This is a genomic window from Providencia sp. (genome assembly GCF_052096715.1).
Classification (GTDB): Bacteria; Pseudomonadota; Gammaproteobacteria; order Enterobacterales; family Enterobacteriaceae; genus Providencia.
On the sequence record NZ_JBQDNB010000025.1, the window covers coordinates 45,631 to 65,255 of the forward strand.

Genomic DNA, 19,625 nt, shown 5'->3' on the forward strand with positions numbered 1-19,625 from the left:
CCTTCACTAAAATCTAAACATTCATAATGTCTAGCCTAACAATTTTTTTACGCGTTGTAATGCATTGAATAAAGAATCTATTTCTTCTTTAGTGGTATAAATTCCCACCGAAGCACGACACATCGCCGGAACATTATAGCGCTCCATGAGGGGCAAAGCGCAATGATGACCAGTACGAATAGCAATACCGTATTGATCTAAAAAGGAACCAACATCATAAGCATGGTGCTGACCTAAATTGAAGGCAAGAACACCTTCACGCTGGTCATTACCATATAATATTATTGATGGTACATCTTTAAGTTTTTCAGAAGCATAAGCCATGACATTAGCTTCATGAGCAAACGCATCTTCCACTCCCAAAGCAGTTAAGTAATCAAATGCAGCACCTAACCCAATAATTGCACTAACATTGGGTGTCCCTGCTTCAAAACGCCACGGGGCATCTGCAAAAGTAATACCTTTGGTCAAACTGACTTGTCGGATCATCGCACCGCCGCCTTCCCAAGGTGGCATGGCATCTAGTAGTGCTTTTTTACCATATAAAATACCGATTCCTGTGGGACCATAAAGCTTGTGACCAGAAAAAGCATAAAAATCACAATCTAGCGTTTGTACATTTACCTGTTGATGCATTGCACCCTGCGCACCATCAATTAACACCTTTAATTGTGTATTTTTTTTAGATACTGCAATTGCACGTGCATGCTTGATAATATCTTGTACAGGATTAACGGTACCTAATACATTAGAAATATGAGTGAAACTCAATAAACGGGTACGCTCATCAATTAAATCATTGAGTTTCCCCGTTTCAAGTTTGCCACAATCAGAAACGGGTAAAACACGAATTTCAAAACCAATAGATTCAGATAACATAAACCAAGGAACAATATTCGCATGATGCTCCATTTGGGTGATAATAATATTATCCCCCTCATGTAAATACTGACGTCCAAAGCTATTAGCAACTAAATTGATCGCTTCAGTCGTTCCTTTAACAAAAACAATTTCTTCACTCGAAGCAGCATGAATGAAATTCGCCGCTTTCTGGCGAACTTCTTCCATCATTGTCGTTGCATTAGCACTTAACGTATGAATTCCACGGTGAACCGCCGCATATTGATGTAAAGTAAATTCACTTTCTCTTTCAACTACCTGCAATGGCTTTTGTGCACTTGCAGCACTGTCTAGATAGACTAGTGGGTGATTGTTCACAGATTGAGATAAAGCAGGAAAATCCTGCCTTACAGCGGTTACATTAAATGACATAGTGGTCTTAAACCTCCGCTAAGCGTTGGCGAATGTTCTTCATCACCGCTTGCTTTAATTCTTCAGATGCAATGGATTCTGTTAATTCTGCTGCAAATGCGATGATGATCATATGCTTAGCCGATTTTCCATCAATACCTCTTGAACGCAAATAAAACAACTGCTCATCATCAATACGCCCGACCGTTGCCCCATGCCCACATTTTACATCGTCCGCATAGATTTCAAGTTGAGGTTTAGTATCGATCTCTGCTTTTTCGCCTAATAACAAAGTATTATTACTCATTTGACCATCTGTTTTAAGTGCAGCTGGTGCAACTTTAATCATGCCATTAAAGACGGCTTTACTGCTGTCCATCGCAATGACTTTATGAGATTGGCGGCTATTACAGTGATCTTTGTTATGTTCAAGATATGTACGTGTATCAGCTATCTCATTACCCTTTGGTAATAATAAGCTATTGAGTTCAAGTTCACTATTTTCACCATCAAGGCGAGCACTTGTATGACTACGAGAAAGCAGTGAGCCCAGTAAAAAGCTGGTGCTTTTTACCTGACAGTCACGACCCACAATAATATCATTATGCGCAAAATGCTGTGACTGGCCATTCTCTATATTGAGCTTATAGTGGTCAAATTGTGCATTATCACCCACTTCAACCGTAAGACGCCCACCTGTCATGTGAGTGTTTTCATTTAAGCTCACAAAGTGTTCAATGACCTGAGCTTTACTATTTGCACCTACCGTTATGTGATAACGGTATTGACTCGTATTCACGGCCTGTTCATCACTATTACCACTTGATATATTTAATAAATAAAGTGGTTTTTCAGCAATTTCATTTGCTGCAAGATGGATCACGAGTGGCTGTATTGCTAAGCTTTCAGTCAAATGCAAAAATATTTCGCTATTGATAGCATCCGGCAACAAGTCTTGATTATCCAATAAGGCAACTTGGAATGGACCGACATCAATTGAGCTAAGCGCCGAGCTATATCGACCATCAATTAATACAATACGATATGCATCAATCTGTAATGCAAGTGCTTCGCACTCTTGCTCGATAAGACTCGTTTCACTAAAACAATATTCTGTTTTTAACAGCTTATCTAATGGCGTGTAGTGCCAATCTTCATGACGAAAAACAGGTAAACCTATTTTTTGTGCTATATCCCAATGGATTTTAGCATGTTGAGAATTTGCACCTAAGCGTTGTTCGAACAAAGCGGTAAAACGTGCCATTGCTTTCTCATTAAGAGCAACAACTTTAGCACGTTTTTCTGCTTTATCACTGTTGGTCAATAAGCCAGCCATAACCCTGCTCCTCCAGTTTTTTCGCTAAACTGAAATCACCTGACTTGATGATTTTTCCTTGATAAAGCACGTGAACAAAATCAGGTTTTACATAATCTAAAATACGCTGATAGTGAGTCACAATAATAAATGAACGTTCAGGCGTGCGCAGTGAATTGACACCATTAGCAACCACTTTTAATGCATCGATATCGAGACCTGAGTCAGTTTCATCTAATATGCATAATTGAGGCTCAAGTGCCGCCATTTGCAAAATATCATTACGTTTCTTTTCACCGCCAGAGAAGCCGACGTTGACTGAACGAGTCAGTAAATCTTGTGGCATATCAAGTAATTCAATTTTATCTTCAATAAAATCTTGAAAATCAAAACGATCTAATGCTTCTTGTTGACGATATTCTCTCACTGCATTGACCGCAGTTTGCAAAAAGAATTGATTACTAACACCTGGTATTTCTACTGGATATTGAAAAGCTAAAAAGATACCTTCACCTGCACGTTCTTCAGGATCTAATTCAAATAGGTTTTTACCTTTGAACGTCACTTCGCCGCTATCGATTTCATACTCTTCACGACCCGCAAGTGTTGCCGATAAAGTACTTTTACCTGAACCATTAGGTCCCATAATCGCATGAACTTCACCCGGCTTAACTTCTAGGGATAGTCCTTTTAATATTTCATTACCTTCTACACTAACGTGCAAATTTTTAACACTTAACATATCAACATGCCTTTAGCGCTTTAGCGCATATAAACTTGGTTTTGATCAACCCACACTATGTTCTAAACTGATAGCCAGTAATTTTTGTGCTTCGACCGCAAATTCTAATGGCAGTTCTGAGAACACATCTTTACAGAACCCATTAACAATCATAGAAATAGCATTATCTTCACTAATTCCACGCTGTAAGCAGTAAAATAACTGGTCTTCCCCTATACGTGAAGTCGTTGCTTCATGTTCGAGATGAGCAGTATTATTTTTCACTTCCACATAAGGAAATGTGTGAGCGCCGCATTGTGTACCAATCAACATCGAGTCACATTGCGTAAAATTACGAGCATTATGAGCACTAGGTAGTATTTTGACTAAACCACGATAAGTATTTTGGCTTTTACCGGCAGAAATCCCTTTAGAAATAATCGTTGAGCGGGTGTTTTTCCCGATGTGGATCATTTTTGTACCAGTATCTGCTTGTTGATTACCGTTAGTCAGTGCAACAGAGAAAAATTCACCTACAGAGTTATCACCTTTTAGGATAACACTTGGGTATTTCCATGTAATCGCAGAGCCTGTTTCAGACTGTGTCCACGACATTTTAGAGTTTTCACCTTCACAGAGTGCACGCTTGGTTACAAAATTGAGTATCCCCCCAGCTTCGCTATCACCACCAGAAAACCAATTTTGTACGGTTGAGTATTTGACTTCCGCATCTTTATGAATGATGACTTCAACTACCGCAGCATGAAGCTGATAACTATCACGAACCGGTGCTGAACACCCTTCGATATAACTGACATAACTACCTTCATCAGCGATAAGAATTGTGCGTTCGAATTGGCCAGTTTTGGCTGCATTAATTCGGAAATAAGTTGATAGCTCCATCGGACAATGCACACCTTTTGGGATATAAACAAAAGTGCCATCTGAAGCTACCGCTGCATTGAGTGCAGCAAAAAAGTTGTCATAACTAGACACGACCGTACCAAGATACTTTTGCACCAGTTCTGGATACTCATGAATGGCTTCACCAAAAGAACAAAAAATAATGCCGTGTTTGGCGAGGTCTTCACGATAAGTCGTAGAAACCGATACTGAATCAAAAATAGCGTCTACCGCGACTGCTTTACCTTCACGTACAGGTACACCAAGTTGATTAAATGCTTCTTCAATTTCAGCAGTCAAATAGTTATTCGTTTCAGTTACACCCGTTGCTTGAGTTGCACCAGATTGTGAACCACAAGTATCATCGCAAGAACCACACGAAGGTGCAGAATAGTAACTGTAATCTTGATAATCTAAATTAGGATAATTGGCTTTTAACCAATGTGGCTCTTCCATTCCTTTCCAATGATTAAAAGCATCAAGGCGGAATTTTAGCATCCACTCGGGTTCGTTGCGTTTTGCTGAAATAGCACGGACCACATCTTCATTGAGTCCTTTTGCCATTTCATCTGTCGCGACTTGTGTAAAAAAGCCTTCTTTATAGCGCTGGTCATCAAGCCAACTTTGGACATCATCGCCAATTTCTACATTGCTCTGTGACATAATAGATTTCACATGTTAAACGCCGAAGCTTTCACCACACCCACAGGCATGTTGCGCTTTCGGGTTATTAAATTTGAAAATTTGATTTAGCCCTTCTTGGACATAATCAACGACTGTGCCATCAATAAATGGCATTGCTTCTTTTGGCACATAAAGATGCGCACCATCGAGTTCAAATAGTAGGTGTTTATCTATTGGGTTTTCGATCATTTCAAATACATAACCAAAACCTGCACAGCCAGACTGTTTAACGCCGAGTGAAAGCCCTTTTGTATTTGGGTTTTGCACCATCAGTTTTTTAATTTGTTTTGCAGCGCTATCGGTCAGGTTAACACCCTGCCAATTGTTTTCATCAAATGAAAATGTCTCTACACCGTCAGTCATATTGACCCCACATTTATCATGGCTTTTCAGCCTGTTATCAAGAGATTAACTCTGTCTACCCTATGGTAATGATTACCGATAGTACTTCAACCATTTGTTTTAAGAGGTTATAGCTATCACGGTTCTTTTTTTATACATTATGAGCTCGTTTTTTGAACAAATACAGTTAAATAAAGTGGTAACCAATTAAAAATTAAAGGATAAATAAAGTTGACTTTTTATTTCGATTTTGTACTAAGAAATACACTTAAATGACACAAATTAATAAAGGTGCATTAATTATACAACTTAATTAACGCAATAAAAATTTAAAATGTGATTAACTTAGAATGAGACTTAGAATAAAACAAACAGAATGCCCTCAAGCTATTTAAACTTGAGGGCGATATTATTACTCAGAAATCACAGCGGTGGTCAAACGAGAAGTACAACAAAGTTGTCCTTTTTCGTTATAAATATCAATATTCCACACTTGTTGACGTCGCCCTAAATGAATCGGTCGACAAATCCCTTTCACAACCCCTTCTCGTGCAGAACGAATATGATTTGCATTAATTTCAAGTCCGACAACTTGCTGTTCACCTTCACTGCATAAATAGCCCGCGATAGACCCTAAAGACTCGGCTAATACCACTGAAGCACCACCATGCAGCAGCCCAAAAGGTTGCTTAGTGCGCTCATCAACAGGCATTGTTCCTTCAAGAAAATCGTCGCCAAATGCGGTTATTTCTATGCCAAGATGGCCTAACATACAGCCTTTTGCCATTTCTGACATTTGTTGCAAGTTAAACTGACGTCTCCAAATCATTAAATATCTCCAACAGCGCCTGAATTGGGTGCTTTATAATAGTATTTTCCATACGTTTTACCTGGCTACGGCATGAATATCCAGAACTTAAACAACGTTCTTTAGGAAGTTTATCTAATGCAGGCTTCCATGATAAATTATAGATCCCTTTTGAATTTTCAATATTGGCGATTTCATGGCCATAAGTACCCGCCATTCCACAACATCCAACACTGACATTAGTTAGTTTTTGTCCATAACGAGCAAATAATGTAGCCCACTGATTTGCACTATTTGGCAATGCAGTAGACTCTGTGCAATGCCCCAAAAAATACCAAGGTTGCCCAGCTATTTCACTGGTATTCTCGGGTTCTGGTAAAGTTATTAACCATTCGTGCGCAAGCATAACAGTGAATTGACACTGTTCTTTACCTAAAATCTCTTGGTATTCATCTCGATAACACAGTACCAATGCGGGATCGACTCCCACCATAGGAAGCTGTAGCTTTGCGACTCGATTAAGAAAATCGGCTGTCTTACCTGCTGTTTTAGCAAACTTTGCCAGAAAACCTTTAATATGTTGAGCTTTACCATTTGGCGAAAAGGGTAATAACACGGGTTTCAAACCAATTTTTTCAATTAGTCTAACAAAATCAGCCACCACTTTGGCATCGTAATAACTAGTAAAAGGATCTTGTACCACTAAAACATACGGCTCTCTTTGTGATGGCGTCATCTTCTCGAGCTGTTCGAGTGTCACTGCGGTTGCTGAATGCCCTGATAATTCTTGTTTTAAAGTAGGTTGCGAAAATAACGGCAAATCGACCATGCCAATCGTACGCTCACTCAATTTTTGAATAACGGATTGACGCAAAAAGAAATTAAAAATAGCAGGTGCTTTTGACAATAATGGCGCGCTTGCTTCAACATTCGCAACAATGTGATCGCGTATTGGCCTTAAGTAACGCCCATGGTACAGCGCTAAAAATTTAGCTCTAAATGATGGCACATCAATTTTAATTGGGCACTGAGTTGAGCACGCTTTACAGGCTAAACAACCCGCCATCGAGGCTTTAACTTCATGAGAGAAATCATAATCTCCCTGTTTTGCTCGCCAAGAATTGCGAGTTTTATCGATTAAGCCACGTAACGAAGGTTTATTTTGTTTAATGCCTTTTTCGAGATTTTCAGGTGTAACACCTTGCTCTGACAATAAACGAAGCCATTCTCGCACTAATGTTGCTCGCCCTTTTGGTGAATGAATACGCTCACCGCTAATTTTCATTGATGGGCACATTGGGCTTGTAACATCAAAATTAAAGCACAATCCATTACCATTACAGTCCATGGCACCGCGAAACTCTTGACGCATTTGAATTGGAATCTGCCTATCAAAAGTTCCGCGCTTAATTGCATCAACTTGCTTCATTGGTGCATCAAGTCCAGCCGGTGGGCAAATTTTACCTGGATTTAAACGATTGTCTGGGTCAAATGCAGCTTTTATTTTACGTAGCTCGCCATACAATTCTTCACCAAAAAACTCAGGACTATATTGTGCTCTAAAACCCTTGCCATGTTCGCCCCATAAAAGTCCACCATATTTAGCCGTTAATGCCACAATTTCATCTGAAATTTGTTTCATTAAAACTTCTTGTTTTGGGTCGCACATATCAAGCGCAGGACGTACATGCAGCACCCCTGCATCCACATGCCCAAACATACCATAATTCAGCTGATGACTATCTAATAATGCTCTAAATTCAACAATATAATCAGCAAGATGCTCTGGTGGGACACAAGTATCCTCGACAAAAGGAATCGGTTTTGCCGCCCCTTTGCTATTACCTAAGAGGCCAACTGCTTTTTTACGCATATTATAGATACGCGTAATATCGTCGAGGTCATGACAAGTCTGATAACCAATGATCCCTGCTTCATTATTTGCCATTAGGTCATCGAGGCGTAAACATAGGCTATCGGTTAATTGATCAATTTCAACGACATCATCACCACTGAATTCAACAATATTCAAACCTAACATTTCTTTGTTAGGAACATCGGTAATCAACGAATTAACCGAATGCCATACAATATCTTCACGAGCTAAATTCAACACTTTAGAATCAACAGTTTCAACAGAAAGCGCTTTAGCATTCACCATAAAAGGCGCATTACGCAGGGCTGATTCAAATGAATCATATTTAACATTTACTAATCGGCGGGCTTTTGGTATTGGCGTAATATCAAGTGTTGCTTCCGTTATAAAAGCTAGTGATCCTTCTGAGCCGGTTAGAATACGGGTAAGATCAAATTCAGTAAGTGCATCATTAAAAACATGTCGTAAATCGTATCCCGTTAGAAAACGATTTAACTTAGGAAACTTTGCTTCAATCAGAGGCCGTTGTACTAAACAACGTTCTAACACTGTTTTATAGATACGGCCAACAACCGAATCCTCTGACGCAATCGTTTGGGCGAGTGCAATTGGCATAGCCCGTGTATCAATGCAGTCGCCTCCCAATATCATCGCTTTAACATCAAGTACGTGGTCAGACGTTTTACCGTAAACTAAAGAACCTTGCCCTGAAGCATCCGTATTAATCATCCCACCCAAAGTTGCACGATTACTGGTCGAAAGTTCTGGCGAGAAAAAATAACCATAAGGCTTTAAAAACTGATTCAACTGGTCTTTTATTACCCCAGCCTCAACTTTTACCCAACCCTGTTCAGGGTTTATCTCTAAGATTCTATTCATATAACGCGACATATCAACCACAATCCCTTCCGTCAAGGATTGTCCATTGGTTCCTGTCCCGCCACCGCGAGGAGTAAAACTTAACTCTCTGAATTTATCTTGCCCTGCTACTCGGGTGATAATCTGTACATCTGCACTAGAACGAGGAAAAACAACCGCTTGTGGTAACAACTGGTAAATACTATTATCTGTCGCCATCGATAAACGCTCAGCATAGCTTGTACCACTATCGCCAGTGAAACCCTGCTCTTGCAATTGATGCAAAAATTCGATAACTAATTTACTTAGGTGAGGTGCTTCAGATATACGCGGGATCATTATTACGATGACTCTTATTTGTTTAGTGTTCGCATTACTCGTTATGTACTATCTTTAATAATTCTAAGTAGACTTTATTTTAACTAGCACAACTTTTTTATAAGTAGCACAATGGTGCCTAGGTATATAAAAAACACCCTTGTGGCCCCGTAAAGCCCATAAAGAAAGTACAACCGCCGACGACATTGTCAGTGATAAACCATATCACAATATTCTTTTTTTTAACCGTGAAAAATAATTACGTTATTTTCACCTAAAAAAGCAATACACCTGCAGAATTTTCATTTGTTAAGGATTAATCATTAATGGAAAAATCGCAAAAACGTTTGGATCTTCCCAAACTAATCTTTGGCCTGTTATCGATTATTTTAATGATAGCAGCCTGTTTTTGGGTTCTTAGCCCTTTTATTCTTGGTTTTGTTTGGGCGGGTATGATGGTCATAGCCACTTGGCCTTTACTCTTAAAAATTGAAGCGCGGTTGTGGCATAAACGTTGGTTAGCAGCATTAACAATGGTTTCATTAATATTGCTATTATTTGTCATCCCACTGGGTATTCTTATTGGTAGTATTATCCAAAATAGTTCCCCTTTACTTGATATCGCAAAGTCACCTGCAAGTTTAACGCTACCTAATTTAGAATGGTTAAACGAAATCCCAATGGTGGGTAAAAAAGCCTACTATGCGTGGCACAGCCTAGTAGCTAGTGGCGGAAATGCCCTATTAGCAAAAGTACAACCTTATTTAGGACAAGCTGCCGGATGGTTTGCCATACAGGCTATTAATGCGGGTCGCTTTATTTTCCACCTGATGTTAATGCTTTTGTTTAGTGGTTTGCTGTATCTCAAAGGTGAAGCCGTCATGTTAGCTATTCGCCATTTTGCTATTCGTTTAGCTGGTATTCGTGGTGATGCGGCAGTGATATTAGCTGCGCAATCTATTCGTGCAGTTGCTCTTGGTGTCGTCGTGACAGCACTCGTTCAAGCCATTGTCGGCGGGATAGGATTAGCACTTTCAGGTATAAGTTTTGCGGCCATCCTAACGGTTTTACTCTTTATTTGTTGTGTCGCTCAATTAGGCCCTCTTCTTATTATGATCCCATCCGTTATTTGGCTCTTTTGGACAGGCGATAACACATGGGGAATTATACTCACGGTTTGGGCTGCTGTTGTGGCAACAATGGATGGTGTATTAAGGCCATGGCTAATTAAAATGGGCGCCGACTTACCGATGGTTCTCATTCTTGTTGGTGTTATTGGTGGTATACTCTCATTCGGTATGATTGGTTTATTTATTGGGCCCGTCGTACTTGCTGTATCCTATAGCTTACTTAATGCATGGATGAATGAAGTTGCAGTTCCAAATGAAAACTTAGCTGAAACAGAAAAGTTTCTTGAACAAGAATTTTTGATTAAGAAATAGTTTTTAATTAATCTATAAGAGCATGTTTGATATTAAACATGCTTTTTTATTACATAACTTTCATGATATAATTCTCATTAATATTTAGAAACAATATTTAACATTCTAAAATTAGTTTTTATCTTAATGTGTGATACCATTAAACAACTGGATGCAATTCCTGTTAAGTATAATGAGTAATATATATTAAGAGTGTTCTTAGTGATTAAGCAATATGATTAGATTATTATCAACTTATTGAATTTACTTTGAATTAAATGAATATCTGGGTCATGCTTTCTTTATAAAGCTTGGCTGTATCAACAAAATTGCTGTGTGTAGTCTTTGCCTGTCAGCCCATGATAGGCTTTTTTTTTATCTGCTATTTAATATGAATAATATTCATATTCATTATAAATAACTATTCAAACTACTTTTATTAACCTCTCACCTTATTACACAACATGCGAGTAATTGCACTTAATTAAATCCCCCACCTAACCACAATTAATTAATCAGGATTTGATTGCTCTCATTTCAAAAAACTCTCTATTTGTGTATTAACCTAAACACAACTCTATTTATATTAACTCCAGATAGTCCCTAATTAATATTTGAGACTAGAGTCTAAAAATAATTGATAGCTAATACCTATTTCATCAATTGATATTTTTAATTAATAAAAATGGCCAACAAAGTATTTCTATGTTGACCATTTTCGCTTAACTAAATACCTAGCTTATTGGTTTTCTGCAATCATTAGCCATGTTTGTACTACAGTATCAGGATTCAATGATAAACTATCAATACCTTCATCTACTAACCACTGAGCAAAATCAGGATGATCGGATGGACCTTGACCACAGATGCCGACATATTTGTTCTGTGCCTTAGCCGCTTTAATTGCCATGGACAACAGTGCTTTAACGGCGTCATTTCGTTCATCAAATAGCTCAGATACAACGCCAGAGTCCCTATCCAATCCCAAAGTTAGCTGGGTCATGTCATTAGAGCCAATCGAGAAGCCATCAAAGTGCTCAAGGAATTGATCGGCAAGTAATGCATTAGACGGTATCTCGCACATCATTATGAGCTTTAAATCATTCTCACCGCGTTTTAAATCATGCTTCGCTAGCTCAGCTACAACTGCTTCGGCCTGTGCTACAGTACGAACAAATGGAACCATAATTTCAACATTTGTCAGTCCCATATCATTGCGAACACGCTTAACAGCTTCACACTCAAGCGCGAAACACGCACGGAAACTATCTGAAACATAGCGACCCGCACCACGGAAGCCTAACATTGGATTTTCTTCTTCTGGCTCATAAATAGCGCCACCCACTAGATTGGCATATTCATTAGATTTAAAGTCAGATAAACGAACAATAACCCGTTTAGGCCAGAAGGCAGCGGCTAATGTTGAAATACCTTCAGTCAATTTTCCAATATAGAACTCTATCGGATCATCATACCCCGCCATCATAGCTCGTATTTCATTTTGTATTTCAGGAGTTTGTGAATCGAACTCTAAAAGTGCTCTTGGGTGAACGCCGATCATCCGATTGATAATAAACTCAAGTCTTGCCAAACCTACACCTTCATTAGGTAAGCATGCAAAGTCAAAAGCACGATCTGGATTACCTACATTCATCATGATTTTCACGTCAATACTTGGCATGTCACTCACTTCAGAACTGTGGATCTCAAACTCTAGTTTATTTTCATACACAAAGCCCGTGTCACCTTCTGAACAAGAAACTGTGACTTGTTGGCCTTCCTTCAAGCATTCGGTCGCATCACCACAGCCAACGACGGCGGGAATACCTAACTCACGAGCAATAATTGCAGCATGACAAGTTCGCCCACCACGGTTAGTTACAATTGCTGCTGCTTTTTTCATGATAGGTTCCCAATCAGGGTCCGTCATGTCAGTAACTAAAACATCACCCGGTTGTATTCTATCCATTTCACTTAAATTATGAATGACTTTTACACTACCAGCCCCAATACGATGGCCGATAGCACGTCCTTCAACAAGCACCTGCCCTTGTTCTTTTAGTAGATAGCGCTCCATGACTTGTTGGTTAGAACGTACCGTTTCTGGTCTTGCTTGTACAATATAAAGATGACCATTATGACCATCTTTCGCCCATTCGATATCCATAGGGCGACCATAATGTTTTTCAATCTGTAATGCTTGGCGTGATAGTTCTTCTACTTCAAGGTCAGTCAAAGAGAAACGATTGCATAATGCTTCTGGTACATCTTCAATCTGCACTTGTTTACCATGCTCTTTACTGTTGGCATAAACCATTTGTAATTTTTTCGAGCCAAGGGTACGGCGAACAATAGCCGGACGATTATTCTGTAAAGTTGGTTTATGTACGTAAAATTCATCAGGGTTGACTGCACCTTGAACCACCATCTCACCTAAGCCATAAGCTGAAGTGATGAAAACGACTTGATCGAAACCAGATTCAGTATCAATGGTGAACATCACGCCTGCTGAGGCTAAATCTGAGCGCACCATTCGCTGTACACCCGCTGAAAGCGCAACGCCTCGGTGGTCATAACCTTGGTGAACGCGATAAGAGATGGCTCGGTCATTAAACAACGAAGCAAAGACATGTTTAATCGCAATTAAAACAGCATCGATTCCTTGAACATTCAGAAAGGTTTCCTGCTGCCCAGCAAATGAAGCATCCGGCATATCCTCAGCGGTTGCAGATGAACGAACTGCAAACGATGCTTCAGACTCACCTTCTGAAAGCTGTTGATAAGCAACACGAATATCTTGTTCCAATTCCTTGGTCAACGGAGTATCAATTACCCATTGGCGGATCTGATCCCCTGCGATAGCCAGTTGGTTCACATCATCAATATCCGTTTCGTCTAACAGATTATAGATGCGTTGGTTAACACCACTCTGCTCAAGAAAATCATTAAACGCCTGTGCGGTTGTCGCAAAACCGTTTGGTACGGATACACCAAGATCAGATAAGTTGGTAATCATTTCACCGAGTGAGGCGTTTTTCCCACCAACACGGTCAACATCATTCATCCCTAATTGGTTATACCAAAGTACATTACACGGAGTGAGGCCATTTGTGGACATTGAAAGCGATCCTTTTTATAGCAATTTAGTGACAGAGTACAAATCGTAAGAAATCTCATTGGCGAAAACTCGCCTCGGAAAATAGACTAGCACAGACGCTATGAGAAGATGGACAGGTGAATCGTTCCATCTAACAAGAAAACTTTTTTGTTCTAAAAAACATTCAAATTATGGCTATACTTTCCGCTATAAACTATTTTTTAAACTTTAATCAAATATAATATATTTCTAAAATTAGAGATAAATACATTAAAATTCATTAAAAGAAGAAATCTATGAGCGAATTGAACCCTATGAATAAAAGTACAGCCTCGGTACAACGAACCGTTTTCTTCATTTCTGATGGCACCGCAATTACTGCTGAGACATTAGGTCATGCGGTATTATCACAGTTTCCGCTCGCTTTTATGTCGTATACGCTACCTTTTGTAACCTCTGAAGCACGGGCGCAAGAAATAAAATTAAAAATTAATACTATTTATGAAGAGACACAAATGCGCCCATTAGTGTTTTATTCCATTATTTCACCTGCGGTTAAAGCCATCATCACTCAGAGTTCTGGGTTTTGTCAGGACATCGTGCAAAGCCTTGTGGCCCCAATTCAACAAGAAATAGGCCTAGAGCCTGAACCCAAGCTCAATCGAACTCATGGCTTATCAATGCAAAACATGACCCAATATGATGCGCGCATTGCTGCCATTGAATATACCCTCGCACATGATGATGGCATTTCGCTACGTAATCTCGACCAAGCACAAGTTATTTTGATAGGCGTTTCTCGTTGTGGAAAAACACCAACAAGTTTATATTTAGCGATGCAATTTGGTATTCAAGCTGCCAATTATCCCTTCACCGCAGATGATATGGATAACTTGCAGCTGCCTACAGCGCTACGTGCTTACACTCATAAACTATTCGGTTTGACCATTAGTCCAGAAAGATTAGCAGCTATTCGCGAAGAGCGTCGTGAAAACAGCCGCTATGCTTCATTACGCCAATGCCGTATTGAAATTGCAGAAGTTGAAGCCTTATTTAGACAAAATAAGATCAATTATTTAAATACTACCAATTATTCTGTAGAAGAAATCTCCGCTAAAGTGATTGATAGTATGGGATTACAACGACGTATTTTTTAATACGTGCAAAGAAAATATAAAAAATAATTAATTCAATCTCAGTTGGAGGTTGAAATTGAGCCACTTTCGTTTATTGTGATCCTTATCACTGATATGGCTCAGCCTATTAAAGTTTTGAGAAAGAAAAATGCAAAAAACAGATGAATTACGTACTCAGCGTGTAGGTAGCTTAATTACGCCACAAACACTTGCTGAAGAGTTTCCTATATCCCAAAAAGTAGCCGAAAACGTGACAGCGTCACGAAAAAGAATTGAAAATATTCTCTCCGGCCAAGATCCCCGTTTACTGGTTATCGTAGGCCCTTGCTCAATACACGATATCGATGCGGCAATTGAGTATGCAAGTAAGCTAAATGTACTGCGTGAACGCTACCAAGATCGCTTGGAAATCGTGATGCGTACTTATTTTGAAAAACCGCGCACCGTCATTGGTTGGAAAGGATTAATATCTGATCCTAATTTAGATAACTCATGTCAGGTCAATACGGGCATTCGATTAGCTCGAAAATTACTGATAGAAGTTAATCAGCTAGGGCTTGCCACCGCCACTGAATTTCTCGATATGGTCACTGGGCAATATATTGCTGACCTTATTAGTTGGGGAGCGATTGGCGCACGAACCACCGAAAGCCAAATTCATCGTGAAATGGCGTCAGCCCTTTCTTGCCCTGTCGGCTTTAAAAATGGTACTGATGGTAATATCAATATCGCGATTGATGCCATTCGTGCAGCTAAAGCTCAACATATGTTTTTATCTCCCGATAAAAATGGCCAAATGACGATTTACCAAACCAAAGGTAATCCTCATGGTCACATTATTATGCGCGGGGGTAAGCAACCAAACTACAGTGCCGGCGATCTTGCCGCTGCATGTGACAAATTACGTAAATTTGAACTTGCAGAGCACTTAGTGGTTGATTTTAGCCACGGTAATTGCCAGAAAATACATCGTCGTCAATTAGAAGTGGCTCGCGATATCGCTGAACAAATTAAAGATGGGTCAACCGCAATCAGCGGCATTATGGCCGAGAGTTTCTTGGTTGAAGGTACTCAAAAAATCATACCAAACCAATCACTTGTTTATGGACAATCAATCACTGATCCATGCCTTGGTTGGGAAGATACAGAACAACTCATCGAAATTTTAGCTCAAGCTATTGACTATCGATTTAAATAATCCTCGAAATATAGACTTTTTGGCGTAGGCTTTTCATAAAGCTTATTGCCAAAATAGTCACCTCCCCCTCATCCCAACGAATATAAACTCAATTAATATATAAAAAACAATATTATTGACTAATAATTTATTATAAATATATAAAATATTTCAAAAATGTCTTGATATCCTACCTCAGCTTAACGATAATTATTCTCACTAAGAAAAATGTAATTCTTTAAGGTCTGCATGCCATTAGATACAGCAATACATTCGTTTATTTATAATAAAACATCAATCACAACAGTAAAAACTCAGTGGATAAATACCCATAAGCTGCTCAATATAAATAATAAAATAAAAATATTACATCAAAGTGATGCTATACCAACTCACGCAAACTCAAGCCAGTAAATTAATTTTAACAAAATAATATGAACGACTAATAATTTAGATAGTTAATCTGCATAAAAACACATTATTCGGCAAGCCACCCAGAACTCAATTCAGGCAGCCAGCTTTAATTTATACATAAGGAAAGGACTTCCTATGGCTAGTAACCTGATGCCCTCATCAACCACTATTATTCTTCAAGAAAAAAAATTTACTATTTCTACTCTTGCTATCGCACTTGCAATAGCCGGTTTCAGTAGCGCTCCCTTAGCTCAAAATATAAATAGTGACATCCTACATGTATCTGCACTCCCGCCTAGCACTAAAAGCATTGCAGTTGCAGAACAAGTTGATGTTATTGATGCTCAAGCGCCTGAATACCAAGCTGCTAGTTCCGCCCTTGATCTATTAAAAGGTCAGCCTGGCGTATTTGTTTCCGGTTCAGGTAGTACTTATGGCCAAAGTATTCATATGATTGAATAGGTTATAGATAGCTAGCATATTTACTCAAGAGCGTGGGATTACAGACAATTACCGCAAGCTGATTTAGAACTACTAGAAAGTTCTAGTTCATTTGCGGTAATTTTTTGCCCCAATTATGCCCCAAAATCTTAATCCTATATAAAATCATCCGGCCAATATTGATATAGTTCATCAGTCTCATTGCATAATATACCGCCTCAACTCAAGAGGACTTTATGAACACAACTCAATTGCTTTTACTTGCACTCAACTGTATTAACGAAAATAGAGAGCTATCTCACACTGAGCTATCAAAAATATACGTTTTTTATAGAACTGAGATAGATTACAAAAACATTTCGATTGATGAATTTATGCTTAATCAAAACTGGTTACTGACTGATGAGTACAATACTCAAAAAGTGATGAACTTTATTGAAACTTACCTTCATCTATCATCAAAAAAGGCTAAAAGTAGAAAACGGTATGTCGAACAGAACTCTTGGTGAATTTATTAAAAATTTGCGTATTTCACTAAATATATCAACTTCGGAGCTAGCAAGAAACCTGACTATATCCGAAGATGAATATATAAAATATGAAAATGGCGAGATGTCTATCTATGTAGATGACTTAGTGGTTATTGCAGATATGTTAGGTACTAATAAGTCCGAGTTAATTTGCAAGTATATTGATTAGGCCAAATTGTCTTGGCCTTCCTGCTCTGCCCTTTCTTCTTCCTCAGCAATACGCTCAGCCTCTTCTTTCATTACTAGTTTCGCTCCTATCTCTATAAATCGCTGCGCTTCAGTTACTACTAAGGTACGGTTTAATCGCAATATGAAATGATGAAGAGTGGATACCAGAAATAAATGAAAGAGAAGAAGTGCAATTTTTTAATAAGTAATTTAAATGCGCCAACTGCTTGAGCTGGCACATCGATCCTATAAATAATTATGGTAGGTTAACCATCAGTTATTATAGAGACATCTAATCGCTACCTACTAGCAGAGTACGGGAAGAGGGTTCAATTATCATTTGAGTTTCGAGATAATGTTTTTCTTTATCAATATCCAATAAATCATCAGCAACTGAGTTTTCTTTTTCAAGCCGCTCGAAAAACTCACCAATATTAATGTCTAATGCCTTTAAAGCTGCCACTAATTCATCTATGCCTATTTTATTAACTCCCCGCTCATAACGATACAGTTGCTGTTCACTTTTTATTCCTACTAATTTAGCAAATTGAAAAGCAGTGAAGCCAGCCTCACATCTTAACTTCTTAAGATTAAGTCCTACTAATTTAGATATTGAGCCAGTATCATTCATGTTATGTCTCCTTGGTGTGATTAATATCTCATCATGAAGCGTTAACATAATTTTTACATTTAAAACTTACAATTTGCAATATTTAGAGTTATAAATTTACAATAACTTTACATCCCTGCATTCTCAGCCTCTTCTTTTGCTAATCGTTCCGCTTCTATCTCTGCGAGTCTCTGTGCTTCAGCTTGCTTTTGATTGTAGAGTGAATCACTTGGCATATTGACACGAACATCAATCCAGTGGCCGTTTGGAATATCGCAAGGGGTGTAACTGTCGAGTTCGTTGCCGTTTTCGTCCATAAATTCAGGGTAGGTAATTAAACGGTTTAGAACAACAGGAGGCGGTAAGTCAGCGTACTTTCTGTAATGTGTTTCGATAATAATGTCGCCGTCTGCTTCAACTTTAAAATCGGCCCACACTAATGGCAGATTATTAATCCCATTTGGTATCACCAGTCCACCGTGATAACCACCCCATGATGCATCTGAATTCATACCAAGTGTGCCTTTGAGCTTATAGCGACCTGTACTGAGTTTTTCTAATTCAACTCCCTCAGATTCGTCATTGAGTTCAATATGGTCGGCAAAGACTTTAATGATTGGGGATGCGGCTTTTAAGTTGCCGTTTGAGTCTTTTGTTGTGTTTGCAGTGGTGTAAAATTCTTGCCAAGACTTAACAACATTGTTAATGATGGCTCTAAATCCCACTTTCTCTTGACCTGCAACGAAACCAACCTGATAACCATACGAGCTACTTGTAAAGCCAAAGATATTTAGCAAATGGTTATTAACACCTAAAAACGAGTCCCCTTTACTTCCTTCTGCATAACTAATTGAGTTAATTCGATAATCGGCAATTTTATTCGTTGGAGCATAATATGAAGATGATTTGCCCCACCCAAAATCACCAACTTGCATTAATGTACCTGATTTATCAGGCACATTATGGTTAGTCCAGTTCGCATCATCTTTTTTCGCGCTTAGTTGGGGTATGTTTGTATTACTAATATTCAGAACTACTGATGCAGTTGTTCCTTGTTTTTGCGCAACAAGTTCACCGCCTAATGTTTTTAATTTACCCGTTAAAGTCAATTCACCACTTATAGTTCCACCAGCCTTATCAAACTTTCCATCCAACTGCTTATCCATTTCTTTGGTGGTGCGTAGCTGCTGTGTGGTTTGGTCTGGCAATGTAACAGTAATAATGCCCTGCTCGGTCATCCAGCGCGTGAGTATGTCGCTGAACTGCACATTTGAACCATTCATGGACACAATCTTATTCATGGCATCGGAAACGGAATGGACCATGGTTGTCAGAATGACGTATTTCGCTGCCGCCGCTGCTATTGGTAATGGAAAATTAAGCGTTAACTCGGTGTCAGATTGAATCGATTGAATACTGTTATTGTGGACTGTCGCACCAATTTGAATTTGTATTGCTTGCTCTACGGATACGCGATTAATGTTATTGAGCCATTTAGTACCGGTACCGATGAGTTTAGTGCTATTTGCTGTCGCGGTGACTGTGCCTGTGTTGT

The 19,625-nt window shown here is 38.9% G+C and carries 15 protein-coding genes; 5 read left to right on the forward strand and 10 right to left on the reverse strand.

Annotated elements, in window-relative coordinates; translation table 11 throughout:
• Nucleotides 1-30: 30 nt before the first annotated feature.
• The 7 genes from sufS to ydiJ form a co-directional block, all read right to left on the reverse strand.
• A complete protein-coding gene (gene sufS, locus ACTH6U_RS16655; protein WP_441832674.1) occupies nt 31-1,272 on the reverse strand; it encodes a cysteine desulfurase SufS in 1,242 nt (413 codons plus the stop codon).
• Nucleotides 1,273-1,279: 7 nt separating this feature from the next.
• Complete coding sequence (sufD, locus tag ACTH6U_RS16660; protein WP_441832675.1) at nt 1,280-2,587, reverse strand: Fe-S cluster assembly protein SufD; 1,308 nt, start codon at nt 2,585-2,587, stop codon at nt 1,280-1,282.
• On the reverse strand, nt 2,562-3,308 hold the full coding sequence (gene sufC, locus ACTH6U_RS16665) for a Fe-S cluster assembly ATPase SufC (protein WP_336430817.1): 747 nt from the start codon (nt 3,306-3,308) through the stop codon (nt 2,562-2,564). The genes sufD and sufC overlap by 26 nt, the downstream gene beginning before the upstream one ends.
• 45 nt (nt 3,309-3,353) lie before the next feature.
• The gene (sufB, locus tag ACTH6U_RS16670) at nt 3,354-4,853 is read right to left on the reverse strand and encodes a Fe-S cluster assembly protein SufB (protein WP_336430818.1); all 1,500 of its coding nucleotides are present in this window, start codon (nt 4,851-4,853) and stop codon (nt 3,354-3,356) included.
• A gap of 15 nt (nt 4,854-4,868) precedes the next feature.
• Complete coding sequence (gene sufA, locus ACTH6U_RS16675; protein ID WP_441832676.1) at nt 4,869-5,237, reverse strand: Fe-S cluster assembly scaffold SufA; 369 nt, start codon at nt 5,235-5,237, stop codon at nt 4,869-4,871.
• A 391-nt stretch (nt 5,238-5,628) separates the two neighbouring features.
• Nucleotides 5,629-6,045, reverse strand: coding sequence for a hotdog fold thioesterase (locus tag ACTH6U_RS16680; RefSeq protein ID WP_294107380.1), 417 nt, complete (start codon nt 6,043-6,045; stop codon nt 5,629-5,631).
• A complete protein-coding gene (gene ydiJ / locus ACTH6U_RS16685; protein ID WP_441832677.1) occupies nt 6,023-9,097 on the reverse strand; it encodes a D-2-hydroxyglutarate dehydrogenase YdiJ in 3,075 nt (1,024 codons plus the stop codon). The genes ACTH6U_RS16680 and ydiJ overlap by 23 nt, the downstream gene beginning before the upstream one ends.
• A gap of 305 nt (nt 9,098-9,402) precedes the next feature.
• Between ydiJ and ydiK the strand changes: the two genes are divergently transcribed.
• The gene (gene ydiK / locus ACTH6U_RS16690; RefSeq protein ID WP_294107384.1) at nt 9,403-10,518 is read left to right on the forward strand and encodes an AI-2E family transporter YdiK; all 1,116 of its coding nucleotides are present in this window, start codon (nt 9,403-9,405) and stop codon (nt 10,516-10,518) included.
• A 718-nt stretch (nt 10,519-11,236) separates the two neighbouring features.
• Here ydiK and ppsA read toward each other — a convergent pair.
• A complete protein-coding gene (gene ppsA, locus ACTH6U_RS16695; protein ID WP_441832678.1) occupies nt 11,237-13,615 on the reverse strand; it encodes a phosphoenolpyruvate synthase in 2,379 nt (792 codons plus the stop codon).
• Nucleotides 13,616-13,890: 275 nt separating this feature from the next.
• Here ppsA and ppsR point away from each other — a divergent pair, with 275 nt between their 5' ends.
• The 4 genes from ppsR (at nt 13,891) to ACTH6U_RS16715 (ending at nt 17,461) form a co-directional block, all read left to right on the forward strand.
• A complete protein-coding gene (gene ppsR, locus ACTH6U_RS16700; protein ID WP_294107388.1) occupies nt 13,891-14,751 on the forward strand; it encodes a posphoenolpyruvate synthetase regulatory kinase/phosphorylase PpsR in 861 nt (286 codons plus the stop codon).
• A gap of 127 nt (nt 14,752-14,878) precedes the next feature.
• Nucleotides 14,879-15,928 (forward strand): 3-deoxy-7-phosphoheptulonate synthase, encoded by a 1,050-nt coding sequence (locus ACTH6U_RS16705; RefSeq protein ID WP_294107390.1) that lies wholly within the window; start codon nt 14,879-14,881, stop codon nt 15,926-15,928.
• 528 nt (nt 15,929-16,456) lie between these two features.
• Complete coding sequence (locus tag ACTH6U_RS16710; protein ID WP_441832679.1) at nt 16,457-16,783, forward strand: hypothetical protein; 327 nt, start codon at nt 16,457-16,459, stop codon at nt 16,781-16,783.
• A 465-nt stretch (nt 16,784-17,248) separates the two neighbouring features.
• Nucleotides 17,249-17,461, forward strand: coding sequence for a helix-turn-helix domain-containing protein (locus ACTH6U_RS16715; protein ID WP_441832680.1), 213 nt, complete (start codon nt 17,249-17,251; stop codon nt 17,459-17,461).
• Nucleotides 17,462-17,752: 291 nt separating this feature from the next.
• On the opposite strand, the gene ACTH6U_RS16720 is transcribed toward ACTH6U_RS16715, so the two are convergent.
• Together ACTH6U_RS16720 and ACTH6U_RS16725 are read right to left on the reverse strand one after the other, a co-directional pair.
• Nucleotides 17,753-18,091 (reverse strand): helix-turn-helix domain-containing protein, encoded by a 339-nt coding sequence (locus tag ACTH6U_RS16720; protein ID WP_294110751.1) that lies wholly within the window; start codon nt 18,089-18,091, stop codon nt 17,753-17,755.
• 107 nt (nt 18,092-18,198) lie between these two features.
• Nucleotides 18,199-19,625: phage tail fiber protein (locus tag ACTH6U_RS16725; RefSeq protein WP_441832681.1), on the reverse strand; the 1,427-nt coding region annotated here is incomplete at its 5' end.

Coding starts and splice junctions, on each gene's coding strand:
- ACTH6U_RS16680 (WP_294107380.1), bottom strand. CDS start 6,045: ATGATTTGGAGACGTCAGTTTAACTTGCAACAAATGTCAGAAATGGCA.
- sufA (WP_441832676.1), bottom strand. CDS start 5,237: ATGACTGACGGTGTAGAGACATTTTCATTTGATGAAAACAATTGGCAG.
- ACTH6U_RS16710 (WP_441832679.1), top strand. CDS start 16,457: ATGGCTAGTAACCTGATGCCCTCATCAACCACTATTATTCTTCAAGAA.
- sufS (WP_441832674.1), bottom strand. CDS start 1,272: ATGTCATTTAATGTAACCGCTGTAAGGCAGGATTTTCCTGCTTTATCT.
- ydiJ (WP_441832677.1), bottom strand. CDS start 9,097: ATGATCCCGCGTATATCTGAAGCACCTCACCTAAGTAAATTAGTTATC.
- sufD (WP_441832675.1), bottom strand. CDS start 2,587: ATGGCTGGCTTATTGACCAACAGTGATAAAGCAGAAAAACGTGCTAAA.
- ppsA (WP_441832678.1), bottom strand. CDS start 13,615: ATGTCCACAAATGGCCTCACTCCGTGTAATGTACTTTGGTATAACCAA.
- ACTH6U_RS16705 (WP_294107390.1), top strand. CDS start 14,879: ATGCAAAAAACAGATGAATTACGTACTCAGCGTGTAGGTAGCTTAATT.
- ppsR (WP_294107388.1), top strand. CDS start 13,891: ATGAGCGAATTGAACCCTATGAATAAAAGTACAGCCTCGGTACAACGA.
- ACTH6U_RS16720 (WP_294110751.1), bottom strand. CDS start 18,091: ATGAATGATACTGGCTCAATATCTAAATTAGTAGGACTTAATCTTAAG.
- sufC (WP_336430817.1), bottom strand. CDS start 3,308: ATGTTAAGTGTTAAAAATTTGCACGTTAGTGTAGAAGGTAATGAAATA.
- ydiK (WP_294107384.1), top strand. CDS start 9,403: ATGGAAAAATCGCAAAAACGTTTGGATCTTCCCAAACTAATCTTTGGC.
- ACTH6U_RS16715 (WP_441832680.1), top strand. CDS start 17,249: ATGTCGAACAGAACTCTTGGTGAATTTATTAAAAATTTGCGTATTTCA.
- sufB (WP_336430818.1), bottom strand. CDS start 4,853: ATGTCACAGAGCAATGTAGAAATTGGCGATGATGTCCAAAGTTGGCTT.